At 64.5% G+C, this 15,263-nt stretch carries 14 protein-coding genes; 2 read left to right on the top strand and 12 right to left on the bottom strand.

The genetic code is table 11. The features are described 5' to 3' along the window. The first annotated feature begins 10 nt into the window (after positions 1 to 10). Positions 11 to 793, top strand: a complete 783-nt coding sequence (gene fliR / locus PQR42_RS20450; protein WP_408207210.1) for a flagellar biosynthetic protein FliR — start codon at positions 11 to 13, stop codon at positions 791 to 793. A 97-nt stretch (positions 794 to 890) separates the two neighbouring features. Here the strand turns inward: fliR and flgL are convergent, their stop codons facing one another. The 12 genes from flgL to flgB form a co-directional block, all read right to left on the bottom strand. Then, entirely contained in the window at positions 891 to 2,114 is a 1,224-nt protein-coding gene (gene flgL, locus PQR42_RS20445) for a flagellar hook-associated protein FlgL (protein WP_408207208.1), read from the bottom strand. Between the two features lie 10 nt (positions 2,115 to 2,124). Beyond that, positions 2,125 to 4,098, bottom strand: coding sequence for a flagellar hook-associated protein FlgK (flgK, locus tag PQR42_RS20440; protein WP_408207206.1), 1,974 nt, complete (start codon positions 4,096 to 4,098; stop codon positions 2,125 to 2,127). A gap of 269 nt (positions 4,099 to 4,367) precedes the next feature. Beyond that, entirely contained in the window at positions 4,368 to 5,141 is a 774-nt protein-coding gene (locus PQR42_RS20435; protein ID WP_408207204.1) for a flagellar brake protein, read from the bottom strand. A 336-nt stretch (positions 5,142 to 5,477) separates the two neighbouring features. Next, positions 5,478 to 6,479 (bottom strand): flagellar assembly peptidoglycan hydrolase FlgJ, encoded by a 1,002-nt coding sequence (gene flgJ, locus PQR42_RS20430; RefSeq protein WP_408207202.1) that lies wholly within the window; start codon positions 6,477 to 6,479, stop codon positions 5,478 to 5,480. 12 nt (positions 6,480 to 6,491) lie between these two features. Further along, positions 6,492 to 7,688 carry a flagellar basal body P-ring protein FlgI gene (locus PQR42_RS20425; RefSeq protein WP_408384006.1) on the bottom strand — a complete coding sequence of 399 codons (1,197 nt, stop codon included), beginning with the start codon at positions 7,686 to 7,688 and terminating at the stop codon, positions 6,492 to 6,494. A gap of 2 nt (positions 7,689 to 7,690) precedes the next feature. Next, positions 7,691 to 8,389 (bottom strand): flagellar basal body L-ring protein FlgH, encoded by a 699-nt coding sequence (flgH, locus tag PQR42_RS20420; protein ID WP_408207293.1) that lies wholly within the window; start codon positions 8,387 to 8,389, stop codon positions 7,691 to 7,693. A gap of 49 nt (positions 8,390 to 8,438) precedes the next feature. Continuing rightward, positions 8,439 to 9,227, bottom strand: coding sequence for a flagellar basal-body rod protein FlgG (gene flgG, locus PQR42_RS20415; protein WP_408207198.1), 789 nt, complete (start codon positions 9,225 to 9,227; stop codon positions 8,439 to 8,441). Positions 9,228 to 9,256: 29 nt separating this feature from the next. Next, complete coding sequence (flgF, locus tag PQR42_RS20410) at positions 9,257 to 10,015, bottom strand: flagellar basal-body rod protein FlgF (RefSeq protein ID WP_012434704.1); 759 nt, start codon at positions 10,013 to 10,015, stop codon at positions 9,257 to 9,259. Between the two features lie 20 nt (positions 10,016 to 10,035). Continuing rightward, a complete protein-coding gene (locus PQR42_RS20405) occupies positions 10,036 to 11,547 on the bottom strand; it encodes a flagellar hook protein FlgE (RefSeq protein WP_408207196.1) in 1,512 nt (503 codons plus the stop codon). Between the two features lie 43 nt (positions 11,548 to 11,590). Further along, positions 11,591 to 12,304: a flagellar hook assembly protein FlgD gene (locus PQR42_RS20400; RefSeq protein WP_408207194.1), complete on the bottom strand. Its 714-nt coding sequence runs from the start codon at positions 12,302 to 12,304 to the stop codon at positions 11,591 to 11,593. 10 nt (positions 12,305 to 12,314) lie between these two features. Further along, positions 12,315 to 12,740, bottom strand: a complete 426-nt coding sequence (flgC, locus tag PQR42_RS20395; protein WP_012434707.1) for a flagellar basal body rod protein FlgC — start codon at positions 12,738 to 12,740, stop codon at positions 12,315 to 12,317. Between the two features lie 148 nt (positions 12,741 to 12,888). Continuing rightward, positions 12,889 to 13,383, bottom strand: a complete 495-nt coding sequence (flgB, locus tag PQR42_RS20390; RefSeq protein WP_408207192.1) for a flagellar basal body rod protein FlgB — start codon at positions 13,381 to 13,383, stop codon at positions 12,889 to 12,891. Positions 13,384 to 13,600: 217 nt separating this feature from the next. Between flgB and flgA the strand changes: the two genes are divergently transcribed. Next, positions 13,601 to 15,121 (top strand): flagellar basal body P-ring formation chaperone FlgA, encoded by a 1,521-nt coding sequence (flgA, locus tag PQR42_RS20385; RefSeq protein WP_408384004.1) that lies wholly within the window; start codon positions 13,601 to 13,603, stop codon positions 15,119 to 15,121. Positions 15,122 to 15,263 lie beyond the last annotated feature (142 nt).

The following is a 15,263-nucleotide window of genomic DNA, read 5'->3' as shown; positions in this document are numbered from 1 at the left end:
CCGACCCGCGATGTTCTCCGTCACCTACGCGCAACTGAACGCCTGGCTTACCGCGTTCCTGTGGCCGTTCGTGCGCATCCTCGCGCTGGTCGCCACCGCGCCGGTGCTCGGCAACCGCTCGCTGCCGATCCGCGTGAAGATCGGCCTCGCGGCCTTCGTCACGATCATCGTCGCGCCCACGCTCGGCGCGCTGCCGCAAGTCACGGTGTTTTCCGCCGAAGGCGTGTGGATCATCGTCAACCAATTCCTGATCGGCATTGCGCTCGGCGTCACCATGCAGATCGTGTTTCAGGCGATCAGCGCGACGGGCGACTTCGTCGGTCTCGGCATGGGTCTCGGCTTTGCGACCTTCTTCGACGCGCAGGCCGCCAGCTCGAGCCAGGTGCTGTCGAGCTACATGAACACTATCGCCATGCTGGTGTTTCTCGTGATCGACGGCCATTTGCAAATGATCAGCGCGCTGCTCGCCACGTTTCAGTCGGTGCCGGTGTCGGCGAACATTCTCGGCGCGCCCGGCTGGCGCACGCTCGCGAATTTCGGCGGCACGGTATTTTCGGCGGGGCTGCTGCTGTCGCTGCCGGTGGTCGCCGCGCTCCTTATCACCAATCTCTCGCTCGGCATTCTGAATCGCGCCGCGCCGCAGATCGGCGTGTTCCAGATCGGCTTCCCGCTGACCATGCTGATCGGCATGCTGCTTCTGCAGCTGATGACCCCGAACATGATTCCGTTCTTCATACGGCTCTTCGACGTCGGTCTCGATCAGATGGGGCGCGTGGCGGCCGGGTTCAAATAGCACGCTTCGCTCACCGCGCGGTGCAATGAAAAAAGAAGAAGGGCGGAACCGGCTCACACCGGATTCCGCCCTTCGCCGTTTCAGACTGCTCGTGCTATCAGCTCAGGTACTGGAACAGCGAGATGTTCTGAATCTTCGCGAACGCCTGTTGCGCCGCTTGCAGTGCGGCCTGCGTCATCGTGTACTTGCCGATCGTCTTGACCATATCGGTCTGCGTCAGATCCGCGAGGTTGCTCGAGGTCTGCAGCGTGTTGGTCTGCGTGACGGTCTGCAATGCCTGCACTTCCTGCTCGCGGCCGCCCACTGCCGCTTGCGCCGTGACGACGTTATTCATCGTGTTTTCGAGCTGGGTCATGCTGGTGGTCAGCGCGCTCTGGAAGCTGGCCGTCGAAGCGCCGCCCGACACCGGCGTTTGCAGCGTGGTGATCAACTGGCTCAGATTCGCGAACACGTCCATGCTGCCTTGCGTGGCCGGCGTCACCGTGAAGCTGTCGCCCGCGTTCGGCGCGCCGGTGATCGACACCGACTGGCCGCCGAGCGTGATCGCCGAACCGGCCGTGAACGCTTGCGGCGCGCTCGTGGTCACCGCGCCGGTAGCCGGATCGGTCTGGCTCACGGTGTAGGTGGTCGCCGACGAAAAGTCGATCGAATACTTGTCCGCGTTGGTCGGATCGGTCGGGTTGTTCAGGCTCACCGTGCTGATCACGCCCGTGCCGGTGTTGCCGGTTTTCGCGGCGGGCACGGAGCTGGTGCCGATCGGCGCGACACTGCCGAAGATCGCAATGCCGTTGTCGCCGGTCTGCACGACGTGCGAATCGGTGATCTGCACGCCGGGCGTGCCGGTGTCGCCGGAATAAGTCACGACGCCGGCCGAATTCGTGGTGTACGGCTGCGCGCTGCTTTGGTAGCCGGCGAACAGGTAGTTGCCTTGCGGGTCGGTCGAATTGGCGAGCGTCATCAACTGGCTGCGCAAGCTTTGCAGTTGCGTCGCGATCGAGCCGCGGTCGCCGTCGTTCAGCGAACCGTCGCCGGCGCGCAGCACCAGCGTATGAATGGTTTGCAGCACGGTGTTGACGCTGCCGAGCGTGGTGTCTTCCTGCTGCAGCGAGGCGAGCGCGCTGCCCTGATTGGTCGTGTATTGCGACAGGGTCGTCGCCGTCGAGCTCAACTGCACGGCCTGCGCCGCGCCGAGCGGATTGTCCGACGGCGTGGAGAGGCTCACGCCGCTCGAAATCTCGGCATACAACTGCGACAACTGAGCTTGCTGATCGCTCATCGTCGCGACGTTCATGTTGAAGTACTGCGTGCTGGAGATGCGCATTGTCAACGCCTCACTGGAAGATGCCGAGTATCGTCTGGAACAGGGTCTGCGCGGTCTGGATGACCTTGCTGTTCGCCTGATACAGCTGCTGATACTGAAGCAGGTTGGCTGCTTCTTCGTTGATGTTCACGCCCGAAACCGACTGCTGCGCGGTGGTGATCTGCGTCACCAGCGAGCTTTGCGCGGTGCTCGACGTCTGAATCTGATTGGTCTGGTTGCCGATATTGTTGACGTAGTTCGCATACGCGCCCGTCAGCGTGACCGTGCCGCCCGACAGCGATTTGGCGGTGGACAGATTCGACAGCGCCAGTGCGTTGCGGCCGTCGTTGTTCGCGCCGGTGTTCGGGCCGATGGTGAACTTGTCGCCGGCCGCCGGTGCGCCGCTGATCGTCACCGAGACGTTGTTCATCTGGCCGGCGGTCGCGTTGTTGATCGTCAGCGACGCGCCGGTGGCCGACGAATACGGCACCACGGTCGCCGCGCTGATGATCGAATACGTGGTGGCGGGGGAACCTGCCACCGTCACCGTCGAACCGACCGGGAAACCGGACAGGCCCGTGCCGTCGTAAGACAGCGTGGTGGTCGAATTCGGCATGGTGTAGCCGGCCGTCACCGTGCCCTGCGTGATCGTGCCGGTGCCGGTGTTGCTCGCGGCGGCCGCGCCCAGCACCGGCGCTGCGGCGGCAATCGCCGATGCGTCGGTGGTGGCGGTCGCGAAGCTGTTCAGCGCGCCGCGGGTCGGCTCGACCGTGAACGAGTCGCCAGGGTTCATCGTCCCGGTGGTCGAGAAATTCAAGCCGTTGATCGGCTGGCTCAGGTTGGTCGCCGAACCCACCACGCTGCCTGTCGAATTGTCGGTCAGCGTGTAGGTGGTGCCGTTGTAGGCCAGCGTGTAGTCGCCGGTGGTCGGTTGCGTGGGATCCGCGAACGACACGTTCAGCGACGCATTGCCGGTGTTTTGCGTGTTCGCATAGACCGTCGGGCCGCCCACCGAGAACAGCGCGCCACCCTTGGCGCCGGCGAGCGTAATGCCCAGTCCGTTTTGCGCGTTGACCTGCGCGGAGAAGCTCACGGCGATCGCGCCGAGTTGCGCCTCGCCCGGATCGAGCGTCTGGCTGCGGAACGCGAGCAGGCCGCCGAGCGTGCCGCCGTCGATCTTGCTGTCGGGCAGGTTCTGCGGCGCGGCTGCCGGGTTCGCACCCGCCTGGCCGAGATACTGCACGGACAATTCGCTGGTGTCGCCGGTCGAAGGCGCCGTACCCAGGTTGTAGCTGTTGGTGGAGGACACCAGCGGCTGGCCGTTGCTCATGAAGACGCTGTAGCTGCCGTTGCTGTTCACGACGTTCACGCCGATCAGTTGCGACAGGTTGGACACGGCGAGATCGCGCTGATCCATCAGCTGGTTCGGCGGCTGGCCTTGCGTGCTGGCCTGGGCGATCTGTCCGTTCAGCTGCGCGATCTGCTGCGTGTAGCTGTTGATCTGCGAAACGGTGTTGGTGAGCTGCGTGTTGACGCTCTGGCGCAGCGCGTCGTATTGCTGACCTGCGGCGTTGATCTGGTTCACCAGCGTCTGCGCGCCGCTCATCGCGGTCTGACGCGTGGCCAGGCTCGACGCGTTGTTCGAGACGTTCTGCAAGCCGGTGAAGTAGCTGGTGATCGCGCTCGCAATCCCGGCGGTCGGGCTGCCGATCAGATTGTTCAGTTGCGAGATCAGCGTGTTGTACGTCGACAGCGCGCTGCCCGACGACTGCGCATTGTTCAGCTCAGTGGTCAGATACTGGCTGTACTGGCGCGTCACGGTCGTGGTCGAGACGCCTTGCGGCAGATAGCCCGAGCCCGTGTACTGGCCACCGCTTTCCGCATACACCGGTGTTTCGATGGTGTAGCCGGGCGTCGACGCGTTGCTGATATTCTGGCCGGTCGTCGTGAGTCCCCACTGGGCTGCGTTCAGTCCACTGAGGCCGAGATTGATGAGATTGGACATGCGTCATCCTGAAGGGCGACACCGTACACATGCCGCCGCGTTACTTGAACATCTTGTTTAACGGCCTCAACAAGGAAAAATTGAGGTCATTCCGATGCGTGTTCGACGTTTGTTTCAACGTTTGCGAGGCTTGCCTGCCGGGCTTGTCACTCATCGCGCAGGGACGCGCGCCGGTGCGGAAAACAGGTGGCAAGGAAGTGACGATGAACCGGCAAGCGAACACGGTGCGCGAGCAACCCCTCTCACGCACCGCGGATCCAACATTTCAATCAGCGCACCAGCGAACGGCGCTTCATCTCGAGCTGCGTGATCAGACGTTGCAGCGTGTTTTCCGCGCTGCCCGGCAGCGTCAGAAAACGGAAGCCGAGTTGAAAACGCTGCGTGCCGTTCGGCAGCGCGGTGGAGCGATGCGACACGAGTTGCAGATCGAGCGAGAGCCGGCCGAGCGCGCCGAGCGCCAATTCGCAATCGAGCAGGCGCGTGCCCATCGGCAATTCGGCCACGCGTTCGTCGGAGGTGCGCATGCCGACGCCGCCGAGCGACAGGTCGTGCACCTCGAAGCGGAACGTATCGCCTTCGGGCAAACGGCCGGAGCACACGTACGGATCGAGAATCGGCGCATCGACGCGGAAGTACTCGCGGCGCTGCACGTAGAACAGCACCTCGGGAAAGTCGGCCTCGAATGCAGGCAGTCCTTCGAAACGGGTCTCGCGCGGCGTGCCGGTGGCGAATTCGACGCGCACGCCGTCCGGCTGCGCGTGGAACTGGCAGCGCGGCGCGCCCAGCAAGCCCTTGTTCTGATCGGACAACGCGCCCCAATCGAACGTGAAGGTGCGGCCGCGCACGTCGACGTCGAGTAGACGCGTGACGAGCTGTCCGCCTGAGTATTGAACGGTGAGGAAATCGCCGCGATTGACGAGATTGCGCAACTGGACGCCGATCTCCAGCGGATTGCGACGGCCAAAATCGTTGCCGCCTTCGTCGGTCTGAGCGTGCAACTGGCCGTGTGTGTCGGTCTGGCCGTTCGACTGGGTAGTATCCATGGGCTTGCCGGTATGCATGTTCTTGCGGGCGCGTGCCAGGGCTCCTGCCGGGGCTTTCGCGCGGTCTTCATCGAAGCCGCAGCACGCGCATCCCAACCAGACATTACAACGCTTTCCGGTATTGGGTCTAACTGATTAGCGGCAGTATCCGGCCAAAATTTAGGGGCCTGTCATGAATTATTTGCCGCAAACGTTAAACGCGCCATGCCTCTCGCGGGTGGACCGGCCGCCCATGGGCGGCCGGCCTCGTCCGTCTTGTTATGCACCTGGCCCCGTCGCGTGCATGGTTTTGATCCGGTTGAATGATCGGGTGATTCGGACTGCGTTCACGCCAGCTCAGCCCATCTTCTGCATGATGGACATCAGTTTTTTCGCGTAGTGCGGATCGGTCGCGTAACCGGCGCGCTGCATGCCATTGGCAAAGCCGTTCACGTCATGCGCCGAATTGATCACCTGCGCGTAACGCGGATTGCCCTTGAGCAGGCTCGCGTAGTCGGTCATGGCTTCCTGATACGAGTCGTACGCGCGGAATTTTTCGACAACGCGCTGCGGCTTGCCGTTCACGTATTCGGTCGTGACCGTCGACACGGTCTTGCCGGTCCAGTCCTTGGTCGCCTTGATGCCGAACACGTTGTGGCTGGTCGAACCGTCCGCCTTCTTGATCTCGCTCTTGCCCCAGCCCGATTCGAGCGCGGCCTGGCCGATGATGAAACGAGCCGGAATGCCAGTCGCCGCGCTGGCGGCCTGCGCCGGTTCGGCGAGCTTGTCGACGAAAGCGTCGACCTTCGGCGAGCTGCCGTCGCCCTTGAGCGGCGGAGTCAACGCGCTGTTGGCCGAGTAGCCCTTGCCCATCGCCAACTGGCCGTTGGCCTGCGCGTTGCCGTACGCCTTGGCGAGCGCGTTCAGCGCCGCGGTCTGGCCTTCATCGCCGCCGCTGCTGCTGCCGCCCAATGCGTTGGCCATGCCGGCCAAACCGCCTGCACCACTCGCACCGCCGCCCACCTGCATGCCCTGATTGCGCATCAGTTGCTTGAGCATTGCGTCAGCCACGCCAATGCCCTTTTGCGACATCTGTTGCGACAACTGCTGGTCCATCATCGACGTGAAGGTGGCGCTGTCGTGCGAGTCGAACGGACCGTCTTGCGGCGTCGCATCGCGCATGCTCTTCAACATCATCTGCGTGAACACCGCGTCGAACTGCTGCGCGGCCATCTTCATGCCGGCTTGCGGCGATGCCTTGGCCTGCGCGCTCAGCTTCGCGAAACCCTGCACGTCGAGCGCGAAGCGCTGGGTCAGGTCGTTTGCCGAAGCGGCGGAATTGGTCGTATCCGAATTCATCCTGTGTCTTCCTTAGATGATTTCCAGGTCGGCGCGCAGAGCGCCCGCCGCTTTCATCGCCTGCAGGATCGACATCAGATCCGCGGGCGTCGCACCCAATGCGTTGAGCGCCTTCACCACTTCGGCGAGATTGGCGCCGGCGGTCACCAGCTTCAGTGCACCGTTGTCCTGCTTCATCTGAATCTGCGACTGCTTGGCCACCACCGTCTGGCCGTTCGAGAACGCGCCCGGCTGGCTCACCACCGGCTGCGTATTGATCACGACCGAGAGGTTGCCGTGCGCCACCGCGCAGTTCTGCAGCGTGACCATCTGATTCATCACGATCGAGCCGGTGCGCGCGTTCAGGATCACCTTCGCGGCGGCTTGCGCCGGCTTGACGTCGAGGTTCTGCAATTGCGCCATGAAGGCGACCTGCTGCTCCGGATCGCTCGGCGCGCGCAGTTGAATCGTGCGGCCGTCGAGCGCGGTGGCCGTGCCGCCGCCGAATGCGTTGTTCACCGCGGCCACCACACGCTGCGTGGTGTCGTAGTCCATTTCGTTCAGGTCGAGCTGCATCGTGCCCGCTTGCGATACCGAAGTCGGCACCGCGCGTTCGACGATCGCGCCGCCGGCAATGCGGCCCGCGGCCAGCGTGTTCACCTGCACCTTGCTGCCGTTGGCGCTCGCGCCGGCGCCGCCGACCGCGAGATTGCCCTGGCCGAGCGCGTACACCTGGCCGTCGGCGCCCTTCAGCGGCGTGAGCAGCAGCGTGCCGCCGCGCAGGCTCTTTGCATTGCCGAGCGACGACACGGTCACGTCGATCGCTTCGCCCGGACGTGCGAACGGCGGCAGCACCGCCGTCACCATCACCGCGGCGACGTTCTTCAGCTGGATGTTCGAGAGCGACGACTGCGAGTTGCTCGAGCCCGCCGCCTGGTTGTTGATCGAGATGCCGAGGTTCGCCAGCATGTTGGCGAGCGTCTGCGTGGTGAACGGCGTTTGCGTGGTCTGGTCGCCCGTACCGTCGAGGCCGACGACGAGGCCATAGCCGATCAGCGGATTGTCGCGCACGCCCTGGATCTGCACGAGGTCCTTCAGACGTTCGGCATAAGCAGGCGTGGCCGCCGGCAGCGCCGCGCAGGCAAGCGCGACGAAGGCGAGCGCACGACCGAAACCGGCGAATCGCGCGAGGCGGGTGCGGATGCGTGTGCTGGAGAAAACGGTACGCATGATCACCACGGCGACACGTTGAGGAAGAAGCGCTGCAGGAAGCCCATATTCTCGGATTCGTCGATATAGCCCTTCGCGGAATATTCGATCTTCGCGTCGGCCACCTGGGTCGAGTACACGGCGTTCAGGTTGGAGATCGTGTTGGGATTCACCACGCCTGAAAAGCGCACGAATTCATTACCCTGATTGATCAGCATCTGCTTCTCGCCGCTGACCATCAGGTTGCCGTTCGGCAGCACGCCCGTCACCGTGACGGTGATCACGCCGCTAAACGTGTTCGACGCATTCGCACCGCCCGTCGCGGCAAACTTGTTGGCGCCGTTCGCGCTCAGGTTGGTCCTGCCGAACAGGCCATTGAGAAAGCCGGCGCTCGCCACGTCGAAGGCAGTGTTGCCACTGCGGTTCACACCCGCGCCCGACGATTTCGTCGCGTTGACGTTTTCCTGAATCACGATCGTCAGGATGTCGCCGACATTGCGCGGCCGCTGGTCTTCGAACAACGGCCGGCCCGCGTAACCCGGGTTGTAGATCGAGCCCGGCGACTGCGCCGACGGCGGCATCGGCGGCATGGCCGTCATCGGCTGCTGCGTGATCGGCTGCTTCGGCACGAGGCCGCAGCCACCCAGGGCCGCGAGCAGCGTGAGCTGCACGAGCGCCTGAGCGGTGCGCGAATGAACCGGATTGCGAGTGAAGTGCGACATCATCATTACCGCCTGTTTTGCTGCCTGTTTGTTCCCAGTCCCTTGAGCTTTAAACCTGCATCTGGCTCAGGGTCTGCAGCATCTGGTCAGAGGTCGTCACGGCCTTGCTGTTGATTTCGTAAGCGCGTTGCGTCTGGATCATGTTCACCAGTTCTTGCACCACGTTCACGTTCGATGCTTCCACGTATCCCTGATTCAGCGTGCCGGCGCCGTTCAGGCCCGGTTGCGCGACATTCGGCGCGCCCGACGAAGCGGTTTCCGCGAACAGGTTTTCACCCTTCGCGTCCAGACCGGCCGGGTTGATGAAAGTCGCGATCTGCATCGAGCCGAGTTGCTGGCTGTTGGTCGAGCCGGCCACGGTGATCGACACCACGCCGTCGCTGCCGATGGTGAGCGAGGTCGCGTTGTTCGGGATCGTGATCGCCGGGATCACCTGGTAGCCGCTCGACGTCACGAGCTGGCCTTGCGCGTTGGTCTGGAACGAACCGTCACGGGTGTAAGCGGTCGTGCCGTCGGGCATCTGCACCTGGAAAAAGCCCTGGCCGTTGATGGCGATGTCCTTCGAGTTGCCGGTCTGTTGCAGGTTGCCCTGCGTGTACAGACGCTCGGTGGCGACCTGCTGCACGCCGGTGCCCAACTGGATGCCGGACGGCAGTTCGGTGTTCTGCGTCGAGTTCGCGCCCGGCTGGCGGACGGTCTGATACAGCAGATCCTCGAACACCGCGCGCGAGCCCTTGAAGCCGTTGGTGCTGACGTTCGCGAGGTTGTTCGAAATCACGTCCATCTGCGCCTGTTGCGCATTCATGCCGGTCGCGGCGATGTAGAGTGAGCGATTCATGGTTCTTCTCCGAGGCGCCTACGCGCCCGTTAGCTAAAGCTGAGCAGCTGGTTGGCGGACTGGTCGTTCTTGTCGGCGCTTTCCAGCAGCTTCGTCTGCATCTGGAACTGGCGCGCGTTGGTGATCATCGAGACCATCGCGCTGACCGGATTCACGTTGCTGCCTTCGAGCGAGGCCGGCGCCAGCGTGACGGCCGGATCCGCGTCGGCGGCATTGCCGTCGGCGGTGCGAAACAGGCCATCGTCGCCACGCGTCATGGTTTGCGGATCCGGATTCACCAGCTTCAACTGATCGACCGTCACCACTGCGGTGGGCGGATCGCCCGGCGTCAGCGCGGACACCGTGCCGTCCTTGCCGATGGTGATTTCCGCGCCCGGCGGCACCGACACCGGACCGCCGTTGCCGAGCACCACCTGATTGGTGGCGTTCACCAGTTGGCCGTTTTCGTCGACATGCAGATTGCCGGCGCGCGTGTAGGCCTCGCCGCCGTCGGCGGTTTGCACCGCCAGCCAGCCCGGCCCCTGAATCGCCACGTCGAGCGGGTTGCCCGTCTGCTGGATCGGCCCGGGTGTGTAGTCCGCGCCCGGCGTCGACGACAGCACGAAGGTGCGCGTGGTGTTGTCGTTGATCGAACTGCCGTCGCCGAACGACATCGGCACGGCGCGGAAAGTCGCCAGTTGCGCGCGAAAACCGGTGGTCGATGCGTTGGCCAGGTTGTTCGCGACGATTGCCTGCTGTTCGAGCGCCTGCGTACTGCCCGACATCGCGGTGTAGATCAGCCGATCCATGATGGGTTAGTCCCGGTCGCTTACAGGTTGATCAGGGTCTGGTCGACGGTCTGCTGGGTCTTGATCGTCTGCGCGTTCGCTTGATAGTTGCGTTGCGCGGTGATCAGGTTCACCAGTTCGCTCGTCAGATCGACGTTCGAGTTTTCCACCGCGCCGCCTTGCAGCACGCCGTGGTTGGTCGAGCCCGGCGCGGAAATCTGCGCGACGCCCGAAGCCGAGGTCTGCTGGAACTCGTTGTTGCCGAGGTTCACGAGACCGTTCTGGTTCGAGAAGTTCGCCAGCACGATCTGGCCGAGGGCCGCCGTTTGCTGGTTCGAATAGTTGCCGGTCAGCGTGCCGTCGGCGCCGATCGTGAAGCTCGTCAGCGTGCCGGCGGCGTAGCCGTCGGGCTGCAGCGAGTTCACACCGTCCTTGCCGCCGTACTGCGTCGTGCCGGCGATGTTCAGCGTCAGCTTCTGCGGCGTCGACGAACCGTCGGTGGTCGGAATCGAGAAGTTGTAGGCGAACGGCGTGGTGGTGGCCACACCGGCTGCGTCCGTCGTGCCGAGCAGCGTGCCCGACGAGTTGAAGTTCGCGTGACCGATCAGCTGCGCCGTGCCCGTCGAAGTGCCGGCATACACGTTCCACGTACCGGCCGAGGTCTTGGCGAAGTACATGTTGACCGTCTGCGAGCCGCCGAGCGAGTCGTAGACCGTCGTGCTGGTCGAGTAGTTGTACGTCGACGAGCTGTTCTGGTTGAACGCCACCGGGGTCGGCGCGATCGCGACGCTGTCGCCGGTCGCCGGCACGCCGTTGAACGTGATGGTCTGGCCGTTGCCGAGCGAGATCGCCGAGCCCGCCGTGTAGGTCGCGGCGGCGGAGGTCGTGCCGAGCGTGGTGTCGGTGACCGTGTAGGTCGTCGGGCTCGTGAAGTTGACGGTGTAGTTGTCGTTGTTCGTGCCCGAAGCGGTGTTCGTGATGGTCGCGCCGGGCGTCGTCAGCGTGCTGCCCGCGACGAGCGTCGGCGTGACGGCCGGCGTGCCGAGCATCAGCGGATCCTGCGCGTTCAGGTTCAGGCCGGCGGTGATCTTGGTAGTCGCTTGCGGCGCGATGTTCGCGGTCGGCACGGTAAGCGGCACGGTCTGCGCGGTGTTGATGATGCCCGAACTGTTCGCGGCATAGCCCATCAGCTGCAGGCCTTGCGAGTTGGTGATGAAGCCGTTCTTGTCGAGCTGGAACACGCCGTTGCGCGAGTACACCAGCGAACCGTTATTCGACAACTGGAAGAAGCCGTTGCCGTTGATGGCGACGTCGAGCGCCTGGTTGGTGCTGGTGATCGTGCCTTGCGAGAACTGCTGTTGCACTTCGGCGAGCTTGGTGCCGATGCCGACCTGGTTGCCCACCGCGGTCGCCACGGAATTGGCGTACATGTCGGCGAATTGCGCGGCGCCGCTCTTGAAGCCAACCGTATTCGCGTTGGCAATGTTGTTGCCGATCACGTCGAGATCGCTCGACGATGCCGACAGACCACTCAAACCTTGTTGGTAACCCATGACGGTCTCCGTATCTGGAAAGTCGTAACTGACAGAATCTGAATCAGAGGATGGCGGCGACGCTGGTCAAGCCGACCGTCGAGCCGTTCGAGAGCACGAGGCCCGGCGTACCGTTGGGCTGCATGACGACGCTTTGCACCGTGGCGCCCGTGAGCGTGGTGGCCGTGGCCTGTTGACCGTTGATCGTGCCGACCGCGCTGATCGTGTAGGTGCCGTCCGGCAGCGCATTGCCCGCCGTGTCGGTCGGCGTCCAGCCCACCGGAATCGTGCCGGCCGACTGCTTGCCGAGGTCGATCGTGTTGACGATCTGGCCCGCCGAGTTCTTCACGACGACCTGCAGATCGCCCACCGAGTTGGCGAGCTGCACGCCGAACGCGCCGGCCTTGCCGCTCGCGACCGCCACCGAGCTGCCAGGAGCAAGCACGGTCGAGCCGATCAGCAGCGCGGCTTGCGACTGCTGGCCCGCCGACATCTGCGTGGCGAGCGAGCTGAGCGTCGTGTTCAACTGGCTGATGCCCGAGACCGTGTTGATCTGCGCCAGCTGCGAGGTCATCTGCGAGCTGTCCATCGGATTGGTCGGGTCCTGGTTCTTCAACTGCGCGACGAGCAGTTGCAGGAAGGTGTTCTGCAGATCGGTCGCCGAGGTGCCGGACGTGCTGCCCGTGGAACTCGTGGCACTGTTCGTGCCGTTCATCGTATCGAGCAGCGTTTGCGACACAGTCGTGCCGCTGCCGCCGATGGTGGTGTTGGTGGTCAAGGAGCTCTCCTCAGGTTCCGATCGTGAGCGTTTTCAGCATCAGTGTCTTGGCGGTGTTCAGGGTCTCGACGTTGGCCTGGTACGAGCGCGAGGCCGAGATCATGTTGACCATCTCCTGCACCGGATCGACGTTCGGCAACGTGACGTAGCCGTCCGAGTTCGCGGCCGGATTGCCGGGGTCGTAGGCGGTCTTCATCGGCGTCGGGTCGTCGACCACGCCGGTGACCTGCACGCCGCCGACCTGCTGGCCGGAAGCCGTGCGCGCGCCGCCGAGCGGGCTGACCGCGAACACGACCTGCTTGGCCTTGTACGGCTGGCCGTCCGGGCCGGTCGTGCTGTCCGCGTTGGCGAGATTCGACGCCGTCACGTTGAGCCGCTGCGACTGCGCCGACATCGCGGAGCCTGCGACACCGAAAATGTTCATTAAAGATGGCATGTTTCCTGACTTCTCCTGTGTCGGCCGGTGTTAGTGCTTCAGCACTTACTCCGGCCCCATGCAACGCAGTTGCACGGTTCGAACCGGCTCAAGTGTTAATCCCGTAGCGATTGTTCTTGCGTACTGCTGAGTCTGTCGGCGTGGCTTCTTACGAGCCCGACTGGATCGCCGACAGCATCGTTTTGATCTGGCCGGACAGCACCGTCATGCCCGATTCGAAATGCAATGTGTTGTCCGCGAACTGCACCCGCTCGGTATCGATGTCGACCGTGTTGCCGTCGAGCGCGGGTTGGGTCGGCACGCGGTACTGCAGGTTGCCGTAGTCGTCGGACGTGCCGCCGGTCGGCGTCAGCGTCGACTTGCCGGCCATGTGGCCCGGCGCGGTCGACACCATCGACATGCCGCTCGTCACACCCGCGGGCTGCGTCATCGCCAGCGTCGCGTTGTTCGACGCCGCGGTTCCGGTGGCGCCGCCGCTCTTCTTCAGCGCGCCGGCGAGCGACGAGGCGAAGTCGACGTCGCGCGCCTTGTACCCGGGGGTATCGGCGTTGGCGATATTCGACGACAACAGCTCCTGCCGGTAAGCGCGTACATCGAGCGCTTCACGGCCAAAGGCGAATTCGGCATCGAGTTTGTCCAGCATAAGAATCTCCGGAGAACGTTCCCGAGGCTTCCCGTGCGTGCCTCGCGTGAGGACTGCACCAGGCGGGAAGACCTTTTTGCATGAGGTGCATCTTATGGGCCGAACGCAAGCGGCAATCGGACGAATAACCGGGAAAGGGGGCTTCTATTCAACGTTTGCGCAAAGGGGGCGCTCACTAGAATGCAAGGCGTACCGATGCATTCGATGGAGAAACACGATGGACCAGCCCGCCTTCGATCCGACGCACCGCGCGAATTGCGCGGCGGCGCATCGCGTGGGTGCGGGCGCTGGCATCGCACGGCGTGCCGCGCGCACGGCCTCGCGCCTCCTGATTCGCCTCGTCGTGAGCCTGACGGTGTGGGTCGCCGGCGGCATCGTGCTGCTGCCGGTCAGCTCGCAGGCTCAGGAAGCCGGCGGCCCGATCGTGATTCCCGGTCCGGGAGAAAAGAATCCGGCCGCGCTCGCCGATCTGGCCGAACACATGCAAGCCGCGCCGGCGAAGCGCACTGGCTCCGCTGCGACGTTGGCCGCAGCCACGGCGCAGTCGCTGACGCCGAATCCCGCGACTCGCGACGCCGATTCATTCACGCGCGCCGCCAATGCGAGCGGCTCGATCGTCATTCCGGGCGCCGGCGAACCGCCCGCCGCGCCGCAAATGATCCGCACCAACTTCAAGCCCGACGCCAACGGTGTCGTGACGATTCCCGCGCCGGGCAGCGGCAATGCCAATGCCATGGACGGCGTCGCGAAAGTCAATGTCGTGCCCGGTTCGCGTCAGGTGGTTCCGGTCGTGGTGACGCCCGCGCCGCAGGTCAATGGCGCACGGCAAGCTGCGGGCGTTCAGCCGGTGGCCGCCAATGCGCCGCTCAACGCAGCCGCTGGCGCCTCCGCAGCGGCAGGCTTCGACAGCCTGGCTTCACGCGGTGAGCCGCCGCAGTTGGGCGCGAACGGCAAGCCGGTCGTGACGAAGGCCGCCGTCGCTCCTGCGCTTGCTCCGACAGTTGCGCCAGCGCCGGCCGCCATCGCCCGCACGCCGGCCGTGCGGCAACTCGCCCCCGCCGTCGCGCAGCAGAATCTGCGCCCCGCGACACTCGCGCCAGCCGCGCCACTGCCTGGCCAGCAAGACCCGGAAGCGATCCGCAGCGCCGCACTCGCGTTCCTGCAGCAACAATCCGCCGGCTTGCCCGGCAAGGTCGACATCACCGTGGCGCCGGCGTTTCCGCGCGGGCTCGCGGCTTGCACGATGCTCGAACCGTTCATGCCGAGCGGCGCGCGTCTGTGGGGCCGCATGACCGTCGGCGTACGCTGCGCGGGTGAGCGTCCGTGGACCATTTATCTGCAGGCGCGCATCTCGCTGCACGCCACCTACTATCTGGCCGCCCGCGCGATGGCGCCGGGCGAGGTGCTCACCGCCGCCGACCTCGTCGCGCGCGACGGCGACCTGACCGGCTTGCCGCAGGCCATCGTCACGGATCCGTCGCAGGCGGTCGGCTCGGTCACGCTCACGCGCGTCGCCGGCGGCATGCCACTGCGCCGCGACATGCTGAAAAGCGCGTCGGCGGTATCGATTGGGCAGACGGTGCGGGTCGTGGCCGCCGGCGAAGGTTTCGCGATTTCGGCCGAAGGCAGCGCGATGAACAATGCGTCGCCGGGGCAGCAGGTGCGGGTCAAGACGGCCAACGGCCAGATCATCTCCGGCATCGTGAAAGACGGCTCGACCGTGGAGATTCAGCTGTGAACCGGCGGGATGTTCATCCGGTGCCTGTTCATCGTTCAACGCCCGTCCCGCCTTGCGCCAACGGCACGATGGACAGCACCGAAATCAGGCGGGCCAACGGCTTGACCGGAGATGTAAGGAAAGGTAACGCCTTGATCGATTG

The sequence above is a fragment of the Paraburkholderia sediminicola genome (genome assembly GCF_046027355.1).
Lineage (GTDB): Bacteria > Pseudomonadota > Gammaproteobacteria > Burkholderiales > Burkholderiaceae > Paraburkholderia > Paraburkholderia sediminicola_B.
Note: the sequence above shows the minus strand (reverse complement) of the source record. Positions and strands in the feature narration are given on the sequence as shown.